11 protein-coding genes are annotated in these 13,060 nt (G+C 38.8%); 10 read left to right on the forward strand and 1 reads right to left on the reverse strand.

The genetic code is table 11. The annotated features are described in order from the left end of the window. Nucleotides 1-401: 401 nt before the first annotated feature. From IPL35_06480 to galE, 9 genes are read left to right on the forward strand one after another with little or no spacing between them, the layout of a single operon-like run. Nucleotides 402-1,070, forward strand: a complete 669-nt coding sequence (locus IPL35_06480) for a hypothetical protein (protein ID MBK8443068.1) — start codon at nt 402-404, stop codon at nt 1,068-1,070. A gap of 14 nt (nt 1,071-1,084) precedes the next feature. Further along, nucleotides 1,085-1,570: a glycosyltransferase family 4 protein gene (locus tag IPL35_06485; protein MBK8443069.1), complete on the forward strand. Its 486-nt coding sequence runs from the start codon at nt 1,085-1,087 to the stop codon at nt 1,568-1,570. A 26-nt stretch (nt 1,571-1,596) separates the two neighbouring features. After that, nucleotides 1,597-2,541, forward strand: coding sequence for a class I SAM-dependent methyltransferase (locus tag IPL35_06490; GenBank protein ID MBK8443070.1), 945 nt, complete (start codon nt 1,597-1,599; stop codon nt 2,539-2,541). An 18-nt stretch (nt 2,542-2,559) separates the two neighbouring features. Next, complete coding sequence (locus IPL35_06495; protein MBK8443071.1) at nt 2,560-3,438, forward strand: sulfotransferase domain-containing protein; 879 nt, start codon at nt 2,560-2,562, stop codon at nt 3,436-3,438. 2 nt (nt 3,439-3,440) lie between these two features. Next, a complete protein-coding gene (locus IPL35_06500) occupies nt 3,441-4,268 on the forward strand; it encodes a sulfotransferase family 2 domain-containing protein (protein ID MBK8443072.1) in 828 nt (275 codons plus the stop codon). 13 nt (nt 4,269-4,281) lie between these two features. Next, nucleotides 4,282-5,361: a glycoside hydrolase family 99-like domain-containing protein gene (locus IPL35_06505; protein MBK8443073.1), complete on the forward strand. Its 1,080-nt coding sequence runs from the start codon at nt 4,282-4,284 to the stop codon at nt 5,359-5,361. An 8-nt stretch (nt 5,362-5,369) separates the two neighbouring features. Then, complete coding sequence (locus tag IPL35_06510; protein MBK8443074.1) at nt 5,370-6,296, forward strand: NAD-dependent epimerase/dehydratase family protein; 927 nt, start codon at nt 5,370-5,372, stop codon at nt 6,294-6,296. 11 nt (nt 6,297-6,307) lie between these two features. Next, a complete protein-coding gene (locus IPL35_06515) occupies nt 6,308-7,273 on the forward strand; it encodes a glycosyltransferase family 2 protein (GenBank protein MBK8443075.1) in 966 nt (321 codons plus the stop codon). Between the two features lie 32 nt (nt 7,274-7,305). After that, entirely contained in the window at nt 7,306-8,343 is a 1,038-nt protein-coding gene (gene galE / locus IPL35_06520) for a UDP-glucose 4-epimerase GalE (GenBank protein MBK8443076.1), read from the forward strand. Nucleotides 8,344-8,431: 88 nt separating this feature from the next. On the opposite strand, the gene IPL35_06525 is transcribed toward galE, so the two are convergent. Then, nucleotides 8,432-10,828 (reverse strand): glycoside hydrolase family 31 protein, encoded by a 2,397-nt coding sequence (locus tag IPL35_06525; GenBank protein ID MBK8443077.1) that lies wholly within the window; start codon nt 10,826-10,828, stop codon nt 8,432-8,434. A 216-nt stretch (nt 10,829-11,044) separates the two neighbouring features. Here IPL35_06525 and IPL35_06530 point away from each other — a divergent pair, with 216 nt between their 5' ends. Continuing rightward, nucleotides 11,045-13,027, forward strand: a complete 1,983-nt coding sequence (locus tag IPL35_06530; GenBank protein ID MBK8443078.1) for an alkaline phosphatase D family protein — start codon at nt 11,045-11,047, stop codon at nt 13,025-13,027. Nucleotides 13,028-13,060: the final 33 nt, after the last annotated feature.

Genomic DNA, 13,060 nt, shown 5'->3' on the forward strand with positions numbered 1-13,060 from the left:
TTATTTGCTCCCTTACCAAACTCTTATCAATGATGTAAAACAGAAAGACAACCGTTTTTGGAATTGATATTGTTTTGGTGTATTTATAATTTCGTACCCAAAATTGCAACATTTAAATGGTAAATTGAATAATATCTATTTTTTTTTCTTACGACAAGGAGTGATAAATCCTAAATCAGAGTATCATAAATTATTCAGTTTTTTGGATAGATCTATACTTCCAATTTCATGAAAAAGCATTTTATAAACCATCTAAAACAATAAGAAAAACCGGTATCGCATCATTAAATGAATGGAAAGATAGATTCAGTGCGACATAAAATATAATTTATTATGCATATTATTTTACTCTTAATACAAATAAATTTGAGATGCTATAATGTCAAGAAGTTATCAATAATATGAATATCCTATTTATTACACACGATTGTTCTTTGTCGGGGGCTCCCCTTTTACTATTACATACCATAAAGTGGCTGCGTAAAAATACCACTATTCAACCTATTGTACTCTGCTTACTTAGTGGACCTTTATACACTGAATTTTCTAAGATTGCGCACACCTTTATTTTTGAAAAATATGCCCCCATAACTCCTGCTAAAAAACAAGAGAATGAAATAAAAAAATTTTTTAAAAAATTTTTTAAAAAAAACGCCTCAAAAAATCATCATTTTATTAAGCACATTACTGATAACCCCGTCAGTATTATTCATGGCAACACTGTTATTGCAGGAAATGTGTATCAGTTTGTACGCCAATACGCCAATGCTCCTATTATCAGTCATTTACACGAATTAAGTGGGATTATTAATCAACATCCTTCCAGCTGGAAATTTTGTTTGCAATATTCTGATTTTTTTTTGGGAGGTTCCAAAGCTTGCTTAAACAACCTGCGGAATTTGGGTGTAGCTACATCAAAATCAGGGCTTTGTTATGATGCCATAGATATTCAACAGTTTCTTGAAAAAGCCAGTATTTATCAAAAATCATCCTATCAACAAGAATATTTCACAATAGGTTTTTGTGCACACCTCTTCTATCGAAAAGGTGTGGATATTTTTTTCAGTTGATAAAAAATATAGTATTGGAAAAACATATTAAAGATATTCATTTTACTTGGATTGGCGTGGAAGAACGCAATGAATTTTATCAGTTTCTGAAAAAAGATTTGGCATATTTCAATTTAGAAGCACAAGTAACACTACTGCCTATCAGCGATAATCCTTTTCCGGTATATAACACTTTTGATATATTTGTGCTGCCCTCGCGCGAAGATCCTTTTCCATTGGTGTGTCTCGAAAATGCGGCTCTCGGAAAACCCATTATCTGCTTTGCCGATGCCGGCGGTATGCCTGAGTTTGTAGAGCAAGGTGCAGGCACAGTGGTAGAATATCTGAATGTAGAAGCAATGGCAGAAGCGATTTTAGCATACAAAAATAACCCCGAATACTGCCGACATACAGGCAAACAAGCTGCCGAATTGGTACAGCAATTTGATATTAACCAAGCCGGCGAAATAATTTTGGAAACTTACTCCAAATTAGGCGTAAATTTGCAGCGCACGGTATAATTTTTTATAAAAAAAAGCTAAAAAATATGATAAAAAAAATACTACAATTTTTTTCACCAAAAAAAACAAAACAAACGTCTGAAAACCTGCTTACCAACCTGAGTTTTCCGGCTGCTTATAAAAGTTGCACAGAAGTAATAAAGAATAAACCAGATGCTGTTTGGTTTGAAGTATTATGTAATCCGGCTTCTGCTCATTTACCTGCTCAATTTCGCCAATTGTTGCCGCAATTACCCGCTACCGAAATACAACTAAAATATACCGGCTTCACCGACCGCCAAACCTTGTCGGGAGCATTTGCCTATTACAAACGCTGTAAAGCCATCTGCGCAGAACATGGGTTAAATTATACTGCTTTTGATAAAATGCTGGATTTTGGCTGCGGTTGGGGGCGCATTAACCGATTTTTTCTGAAAGATTTTGAACCACAACAAATACACGGCGTAGATGTGGATAAAGATGTGCTGCAATTGAGCCGCGATTTGAATATTCAGTGCCAACTCAGCCAAACCCCTCCCCTGCCCGATGGCTCCCTGCCGGCAAATACCTACGATTTAATTACGGCTTTTTCGGTATTTTCGCACCTTTCTGAAGATGCGCACTGGGCGTGGATACAGGAGTTTAAACGGATTTTAAAACCCGGTGGCATTTTAATTGTTACCACGCGCGGGCGCGATTTTATTGAACAATGTGCTAAGGTGAGAGAGCAACCTCAGATTCCGCCGCATTTGATGGGTTTGGCACGTTCTTTTACAGATACGAAAACAGCCCTTCAACAATACGACAAAGGAGATTTTTGTTATAGTGCTGTAGGTGGCGGCGATATGCGCGATGGTTCGTATTACGGTGAAGCCTGTATTCCAAAAGCTTATATAGAAAAAAATTGGAAGCCTTTATTTTCAAAAGTAGCGTTTTATGACTATAAAGAACATAAAGGTTATCATCAAAATACTTTAGTTGCCATCAAGTAATTTCTTGTATAAAAATCTATGCCTCTACCCAATTTTTTGATAATCGGAGCTGCTAAATCGGGTACGTCCTCGCTATATATTTATTTGCGCGAACACCCCGAAATTTTTATGAGTCCGGTGAAAGAAACTCGTTTTTTTTCGGTGATGAATCAAAATATTGATTTCAACGACCCCGCCAGCGCGGTGGTATGGAAAGGAACAGTATCTAATTTTGAGGATTATAAAAAATTATTTGACGGCGTAAAAAAAGAAAAAGCTATCGGTGAAGCCTCGCCTCTGTATATGCACACTCCCGAAGCAGCCCAAAATATTAAAAGTATTGTTCCTGATACCAAAATAATCGCTTGTCTGCGCCAACCAGTGGAGAGAGCCTATTCGCATTACTGGCATTTTGTAAAATTAGGGTTTGAAAAAAATCCCACTTTTGAAGCAGCTATCGCCGATGATGCTCAGCGGAATTATGCCGAATATTTGCAATTGGGGCTGTATTATAAAATGCTCAAAAGATATTATGATATTTTTGACCACGATAAAATTCGTATATATCTGTACGAAGATTTGAGCAAAGACCCTAAATCATTGCTCAAGGATATGTTCCGCTTTTTGGAGGTAGATGATAGTTTTATGCCCAATGTAGAGATGAAATACAATACTTTTGCGGCAAAACGAGAAAAAAACATACCCTCAGCTTCCACATCAACGGGTTGGTTGCAGCATTTCACATCGTTGTTTAAGAAAAATCCGCCCGCTGCCGTTGCTGCTCCGCAACCGCAAAAGCCTCGTCTATCAGAAGATACGTTTAACAATACCATTGTTTATTTTAAAGAAGATATACAACAATTACAAAACCTGCTCGGAAGGGATTTGAGCCAATGGTTATTGCCTAAAAACAAATAAATATGATTGTATTTCTACATATTCCTAAAACAGCAGGCTCTACTTTTAGAAATATCTTAAACAGTTTATTTTTGCCGCATCAAATTTGTGATGTACAAAAAATTGATACTCAATACCATAACAATGAAGATTTATTTAAAAGCACCAACATATCTCTAACATATATTAGAAATATGTATTTAAATGCAAGCCGTGCTAATGGAAATCAAATCAATTTATTGGTAGGACATATAAATTGGGATAGCTTTAGTCAATTGAATGTTAATAGGCAAAAATGTAGTTGTATTGCTTTTTTAAGAAATCCGACTGATCAAGTTATCTCTAATTATTATTATGTATTAAAAAAACACCCAGGGCGTTTAACAGCGGGTATGGATTCGCTCCATGATTTCGTTAGTATTCCTTATAGCTATAACTTTCAATCACGATATTTTTTTGGTGAGTATTATAAAGAATTAAATGAACAACTATCCTCAGGGAAAGACATAAAACCTCTTATTTTTAATTTTATTAAAGAAAATAAAATAAATATTGGCATATCAGAGGATTTCTATAATTCTGTTTTATTATTTAAAAAAAAATTTAGATGGAAAAAGAAAGTTTTAAATTTTACTTCTACTAATATTAATAATGAGCGACCTACAATCAAAAATATTCCACCGGAAACTATCAGATTAATAAAAGAAATAAACAAATTAGATTTTTTATTATATGAAAGTGGGGTTGAAATTTTTAACAATCATTTAAAAAAAATTACACCTTTTAAGCGTTTTGTACTACAAAGTATCGATCGCTTTCCATTCTTAGGTTTTTTAATAAAGTATATTTAATATTTTCTCTCCTATGCCGCTCCGTCCGCTTGCCATTTATCTGCCCCAATTTCACCCTATTCCCGAAAACGACGAATGGTGGGGAAAGGGTTTTACGGAATGGACAAATGTAACTCGCACTCAGCCTTATTTCAATGGGCATTATCAACCGCATTTGCCCGCCGATTTGGGTTTTTATGATTTGCGTCTGCCCGAAATTATGGTGCAGCAGGCGGCATTAGCCAAGCAATATGGCATTTACGGATTTTGTTTTTATCACTATTGGTTCAATGGAAAACGTTTATTGCATCAGCCCTTGGATAATATGCTCGCTACCCAAACGCCCGATTTTCCTTTCTGTCTGTGCTGGGCAAATGAAAACTGGTCGCGCCGTTGGGACGGTATGAATCAAGATGTACTCATCGCACAGCATTATTCCGACAGCGATGATGTAGAACATATTCGCTTTTTGATAGAGCATTTTTTTAAAGACCCGCGCTATATTACGATTGAAGGAAAGCCCTTGTTTTTGGTGTATCGCAGCGAATTACTCCCTGACGCTGCTGCTACGGCTCGCCGTTGGCGCAACGAAGCACAAAAAGCCGGTTTGCCCGACCTCTATTTAGCACGGGTGGAGAGTTTTACGGCTAAAATAATGCCCGACAGCATCGGTTTTGATGCTTCGGTAGAGTTTCAGCCCGATTGGCGCAATATTCCCAAACGCTTTAAAATCGGTAAAAAAGAGAAGTGGCTGCAACGACTGAAAAGCAATCCGCACCCCTTTGAGCTGCATAAAGTGTTTTCTTACCAACAACTTTGTGAAAATATGTTACAACGCCCTCCAATTACTCACAAAAGATTTCCGTGTGTAACACCGATGTGGGACAATTCGGCACGGCGAAAAAAAGATGCTACGATTTTCCACGATTCCACACCGCAATTGTACGAAAATTGGCTACGAACAGTTGTGCAAAATTTTATGCCTTATTCACCGGAAGAGAATTTCATTTTTCTTAATGCCTGGAATGAGTGGGCAGAGGGCAACCATTTAGAACCCTGCCAAAAATGGGGACACGCTTATTTAGAAGCTACTAAAAACGCATTAACTCTTTAAATATTTCTATGAAAATATTTTTAACCGGAGCTACGGGTCTCATAGGAATTCCTCTTCTGTTTTTACTTTCAGCAGATAGTACTATTGATGAAATAGTCATTTTAACAAGAAATAATCATACTTCTTCATTATTCTTAAATAATCCGAAAATAAAAACAGTTGTTGTTAATTTTTATGATATTGACAATTTTGAAAAAATAATTACTGACTCAGACATAGTTGTTCATCTTTTATGGTCAAATTTCTCTCGTACCTCTAGTACAACATTATTAAGAGATATAGATAATAACCTAATTCAAACGATAAAGCTATTAGAAGCAGCAACAACAAAAGGAATAAAAAAAATTATCTTTGCCTCTTCTGGTGGTACTGTATATGGAATAACAGCCCCTCAACCTATTTCTGAAAATATATTACCAAAACCTATCAGTAGTTATGGTATTACCAAATTAGCCATTGAAAATTATCTGCATTATTTTTATCATCATTTTGGTTTAGAATATACTATATTGAGAATAGCGACTGCTTATGGGGAGTTCCAGAATTTATCTAAAAAACAGGGAGTGATAGCTCATTGGCTTTATAATATAGCACACAATAGACCCATTGATTTTTACGGAGATGGTACAATCATCAGAGATTATATATACGCTACAGATGTAGCTCAGGCAATATTGCAAGCAATTATGCTGCCTGCCTATAATGGTGTTTTAAATATTGGCAGCGGAATAGGTACTAATTTAACAGAATTATTAAATATTATTACTAATATAACTGAAAAAAAAATAGCTATTAATTATTTACCTTCCAATATTTTTGATGTTCCCTGTAATATTTTAGCGGTTAAAGAAGCTCAAAAACACCTAAAATGGACTCCAGCAACAAGTTTATCGATAGGTATTCAGAAAATTTATGGAGATATTCTTAATCATTAATCTTAATAACTGTGTTATCTGCTACTCCACTTATATCTGTCATCATTCCCAATTACAAGCACGCTCCCTATTTAAGGCAGCGTATAAATAGCGTTTTGCAGCAAAGTTTTCAGGATTTTGAATTAATTATTTTAGATGATGCCTCGCCCGATGACTCTTGTGAAATTATTGAAGAATATGCCCGACAATTTCCGCAAAAAATAAAAATACAGTTTAATATCAAAAATAGTGGCAGCCCTTTCAAACAATGGGAAAAAGGACTTAGTTTGGCGCAGGGTGGTTATATTTGGATAGCCGAAAGTGATGATTATGCAGATACTTCTTTTTTGGAAAAATGTGTGCAAGTCATAAAATCTTATAGCGATATAGGCATTGTATTTGCACAATCCGACTCCATTGACGAGGATAACCGTTTTATTTTCTCATTTAAACAGAAATATTATAATTTTTATAAAAACAACGTTTGGCAACAGGATTTTCAAATGAATGGTAAGGAATATGTAAAAAAATACTTATCGCTTTATAATACCATTCCCAATGCCAGTGCAGTACTTTTTAAGAAAGAATTAATACAAGAAGAACAACTGAATGAATACTCATTGCGGCTTGCGGGTGATTGGCTTTTGTGGATAAAACTTATTGCCAAAACCAATATTGCTCATATCAGCGAAAGATTAAATTATTTTCGCCAACACAAAAAATCGGTGCGCTCCAATACTATCCTTGATGGTACTTATTTCCATGAATACTTCCTGATTCAAGGGTATCTGCAACAGCATTATCATTTTTCGCCTGCCTACCGCAACTTCATTAGTCGTCGCCTCTCTTTTACTTGGCGCAACATGGTAGCAGAGCAACGCCTCACCGCAAAACAACATTTGAATATTTTAAAAATCATTGCAAAACACGATAAAACGGCTTTAAAAGAAATTGTTAATCGTTTAATTATCAAACAAATAAGAGCTATACGAGATTAATTCTAATAAATTAATATTTTTTAAATATCTCTATGAAACATCATTTTTCAAAAAAAATATTACTCACCGGTGCTTGTGGCTATATTGGCTCGCATACTTTGGTGGATCTATTTGAAAACGGCTTTGATGTAATTTCTATTGACAATCTCAGCAGAGGTTATATGCAATTACTCAAAGGTGTGGAAAAAATTACGGAGAAATCGGTGCAAAACTATGCCATTGACCTTTGCGATGCCGCCGCCCTGCACGATTTTTTCGACACACACCCCGATATTAGCGGTATTATCCACTTTGCTGCCTACAAATCGGTCAATGAGTCGGTGCGCGAACCGCTATTATATTATCACAATAATATCGCTTCTTTAGTCAATTTGCTCCAAGAAGTACAACAACGCCAAATACCGCATTTTATATTTTCGTCTTCCTGCTCGGTGTATGGCAATGTGAAGCATCTGCCTGTTACCGAAAATACACCCCTGCCCACCGCCGAATCGCCGTATGGCTTCTCCAAACAAATTGGGGAAACAATGATTCGGGATATGGCGCAGGTGTGTCCGCAGCAGCAATTTGTGTTGTTGCGCTATTTCAATCCGGTTGGTGCACACCCTTCGGCAATTATTGGTGAAATTCCGCACGGAACACCCGAAAACCTCGTTCCTTATATCACTCAAACCGCTATTGGCAAGCGCGAACAGCTCACCGTTTATGGCAACGACTACCCTACCCGCGATGGCTCTTGTATCCGCGATTATATCCACGTCTGCGATATAGCTTCGGCACATACCAAAGCCTTACAATATTTAATGGATAAAAAAAATACCGGCAACTGTGAAGTATTTAATTTGGGCAGCGGCGAAGGTGTGTCGGTATTGGAATTGATACAGGCCTTTGAACAAAGCACCGGAAAAGCCCTCAACTATCGCATTGGCGCACGCCGTGCCGGTGATGTGGTAGCCGTGTATGCCGACAATACACTGGCAAAAGAAAAATTAGGCTGGATACCTCAATATGGCGTGGCAGATATGATGCAATCCGCTTGGAAATGGGAGCAGTATTGTGCCAATATGTAGCTCAAAAATTACATATAATTATAAAAAATCCAAAAGGTGCAAAAGTAGCTTTTTACTTTTGCACCTTTTGATATCACCTTATTAGGTTTTATTCACTAATTAAAAGTGAAGAAAAATCGCTTTTTACTACCAATACCCATACCGATTTTCCATCTATTTTTGTACTGCTCACAGCTATCGTTTCACCATCTGCCTGACAGGTTTTAGGTGTAAAAGGTAAACCGTGTAAGGCTATTTTATAATTTTTGTACGAAGTATTAAAGTTACCCTCTGTTTGTTGTTGTATTTGTAAAGTAGCTACTTCACCTTTTACACGGAAAGTTTTTACTTGACAAGCACCCTCGCGATAAGCATAGCCATCGCCTGCATCTTCGTACAATTGCGAGCTTATCTCCTGTTCGCTGAAATAAACATGCAATGCCAAATCCTTCAATTCTTTTTCGCCGACATATTGCTGCACCGGATAAAAAGGTATCACTGCTCCTTCGCGCACATAGAGTGGTGTTTTATCCAAAGGCGCATCTGCCCACACTTCCGCACCGCCGTTAAATACTTCATCAGTCCAATAATAATACCATTTATTTTCTGGCAAATATACCCAGCGTCCGTTAGCCCCTTCGTTGGTAATGGGACACAACAACAAATGATCGCCGCAGGTAAACTCCATCATACGATGATAAGTATCTATATCTTTTTGTACTACAAAAGCAAGCGGACGCAACATGGGTGTGCCTTTGCTTACATATTGCCAAAAAGTAGTATATAAATAAGGCAGTAATTGATAACGCAGTTCTATAAATTTTTTGGCAATTTGCGTCACTTCGTCTGTAAAGCTCCAAGGCTCTTGGTCGCCGTGGTCGCCGCTGGAATGGGTGCGGCAAAAAGGGTGAAAAACGCCCAATTGTATCCAGCGAGCGTAGAGTTCGGGGGTGGGCTGCTCAATAAAACCACCTATATCGGTGCCAATGAACGACATACCCGAAATGCTCATACGCTGACATTGTATGTTGGCAAGCCACAAATGTTCCCAAGTTGCTTTATTGTCGCCTGTCCAAGCACAAGTAAAACGTTGCGCTCCGGCATAGCAGGAGCGTGTAATCACAAAGGGGCGGCGGTCGGGAGCAAAGCGTTTTACGCCTTCGTAAGTTGCGCGCGCCATTTGCATACCATATACATTATGCGCTTTGCGATGGCTGCAAGGGTGTCCGTCATAATCGTGGCGCACGTCGTCAGGAAAAGTTTTGATAGTTTCGTCCATCAAAGCGGGTTCGTTCATATCATTCCATACCCCACTCACACCATTTTCGGCTATTAATCCTTTAAACAAGCCCGCCCACCATTCGCGCACGGCGGGTCGTGTAAAATCAGGAAAATAGCAAGAGCCGGGCCATACTACACCTTTCATATATTCGCCATCGGCGCGGCGGCAGAAATAATCATTTTCGAGTCCTTCCTGAAACACCGAATAATTAGGGTCGGTTTTGATGCCCGGGTCAATAATTACTACCGTTTTAAAACCATCTTGCGACAAATCCCGAATCATCTTGTCGGGCTGTGGAAATTTATCCGAATCCCAAGTAAAACAGCGAAAACCGTCCATATAATCAATATCCAAATAAAGCGCATCGCAGGGAATTTTGCGCTTGCGGAAGCCTTCGGCAATTTCGCGCACTTTGCTTTCGGGATAATAACTCCACTTGCATTGATGGTAGCCCAAAGCCCATAGCGGCGGCAGTTCGGGACGACCGGTGAGGTCGGTGTATTGTTCGGCTACTTCGGTGAGCGTAGGTCCATAAATAACATAATAATTCATTTCGCCGCCTACCGCACTGAATTTGGTGATATTTTGTGTTTCTTTACCAAAATCAAAATAAGAACGAAAGGAATTATCAAAAAACACACCGTAGGCTACTTTTTGATGCAAGCCGAAATAAAAAGGTATATTTTTATACAGCGGGTCGCTGTCTTTTTCAAATCCATATACATCGCTGCCCCAAAGCTCGGCGCGATGATTGCGCAGGGTGGTACGGAAAGTTTTATCGCCCAAACCATAAAAAAATTCGCCGCCGAAGAGCTGTTTGCTCATACTCACGGTTTTGCCGCCGCCGTGCGGCAGTTCTTCCCACGAAAATCCGGTTTCGTCTTCACAAATCACCTGCCCCGAACGATTGAGCAGGCGCACTTTCATTCCTTGTTTTTGTACCAAACAAATTACTCTGCCGGTAGTAATACGATAATGCTCATCTTTATCCTTAAATTCTATTTCGCAGGGAATTTGCTGAAATTCGGGATTGAGGGCATAAGAAAAATCTTTTAAATAAAGACCATCTGTGGAATAGCGAAAACGCAAAATGCGCGGTGTCAGCACTTCTATCAGGAGCGCAACGCCATTGGCGGTTTGAAATAAAAATTGATTGTCTGCGTGGTGTAATTCACCTTTTACTACTACATCCGGCGTAAGTGTGCGTTGTTCTGTTGCTGCCATACAGAAATATAATATTGTTTTTTTAAAAGTCGCAAAGCTAAAAAATATTCCTAACACTTAGCCTATTTGTATCAAAGCTGCTCAAAGTTTATCAACAACGTTTGGATGAGAAAAAGATTTTTAGCCTTATTTTTGACAGATGTAGTATGTTTTTTCAAATTTTTATTATTTTTCACAAAAATATCACAGCATCATTTACTCTTATTTCTTTTTTTTATGACAACAACACTACTTTCCTTATTTCGTTATACTTGGATAGTTTATGTATTAATGCTCGGTGCTATAACTATACAAGCTCAACAAATATCGCAGTTTGGCGGCAACCGAACGCCCAACGCTGCATTTAAAACTTTTGAAGAAGATTTAGCTCCTTTTTATCACGGTGTGGCTTCGGGCGACCCCACCGCTCACAGCATTATTTTGTGGACGCGCGTAACGCCTCCCGACCTCAACACTGAATCCATAGATGTATTTTGGCAAATAGCCCGAGATACTGCTTTTTCCCAAATTGTGCAAGAAGGCAGCAGCAGCGCAATAGCTTCCAAAGATTTTACGGTGAATGTAAAAGTAGATAATTTAGACGCGGGAACGGTGTATTATTATGGTTTTTACGCTTTGGGAAAAACCTCTATCGTAGGACGCACGCGCACCGCCCCTACCGACAGCGAGCATTTGAGATTTGCGGTGGTATCGTGTAGCAATTATCAGCACGGCTATTTCAATTCTTATGCCCGCATTGCCGAGCGCAATGATTTAGATGCCGTTATTCATTTGGGCGATTATATTTATGAATATGGTGCTGATACGGCTGATGCAAGATTAGGGCTTTTGCCTGACGAAGAAATTTTGGAACTCGCCGATTACCGCACACGCCATTCTTTTTATAAACTCGACCCCGATTTGCGCCGCCTCCACCAAATGCACCCCATTATTGCGGTGTGGGACGACCACGAAGTTGCCAACGATGCCTATAAAGACGGAGCCGAAAATCATACACCTGCCACTGAAGGAGACTACCACGAACGCAAAAGTGCCGCCCAACAAGCCTATATGGAGTGGATGCCGATGGATACTGACGGCAGCGACAACAGCAAAATTTACCGAAAACTCTCTTACGGAAATCTGGCAGATTTGATTATGCTCGACACCCGCCACTATGCCCGCGACAAGCAAATAGAGAGTTTGGAAGACAGCACTTTCCACAGCGATACACGCACCATGCTGGGAGATGTACAGAAAGAATGGCTCAAAACTGAACTTTCCAATTCTACCGCTAAATGGAAACTCATCGGAAACCAAATTTTATTTGCGCCCCTCATTATAGAACCTCTGATTGTGCTTAATGCCAGTGCGCTCTCTATTTTGCGCGATATTTGGGAAGGCTACCCCAATGAGCGCAACGAACTTGTACAATTTATCAGCGATAACGAAATGGATAATATTGTTTTTCTGACCGGTGATATTCACGCTACTTTTGCCTTTGACGTAACCCCTTATCCGGGTACGGATACCACGCTTTATAATCCCAATACCGGACTCAATTCAGTAGCCGTAGAATTTGTAACCACCAGTATCAGCAGCGACGGATTCAATGAATATGTAGGTGACGCTTCGGCGACCTTCTTAGAAAATATCCTCAAAAATATCAATAAGCAAATACGCTTGAGCAACTTTTTTGAACACGGATATTTTGTTTTAGATGTAACCGAAGATAAAACGCAAGCCGATTGGTTTTTTGATAGCAACCGCTTAGTACCCAACAACACTGAAAATTTCTTCAAAGCCTGCTATACCCTCGCAGGTGAAAATCATATTCGTATCAGCGACCAACCCAGCACAGGCAAAAGCACTTTGGACATCGTGCCTCCTGCGGTTACACGCCCGCCTTTTGATTTTGTAGGCATACACGATGCTACTTTATACCAAAACAGTGGTTCTCAGTTGGTTTTGTTGCATTTATTACCCAATCCTGCCACCGACTTTATACAAATCGGCTACGCACTCAACGAAGCTACTACTGTATCAGTGAATTTAGTAGCTGCCAATGGTACTATCCACTCCTTAGCTACTGCTCAAACACAATCAAAGGGATTATACAGTCGTATATTTGATGTAAGCCAATTGCCCACTGGTGCTTATACTTTATTGATAAGCAGCCAACGAGGTAATATTGCTACACAATTGCAAATCGTACATTAAGCATATATTTGTTACAAAAAAACTACATTATAT

This window comes from Sphingobacteriales bacterium (assembly GCA_016711285.1).
Taxonomy (GTDB): Bacteria; Bacteroidota; Bacteroidia; order Chitinophagales; family UBA2359; genus JADJTG01.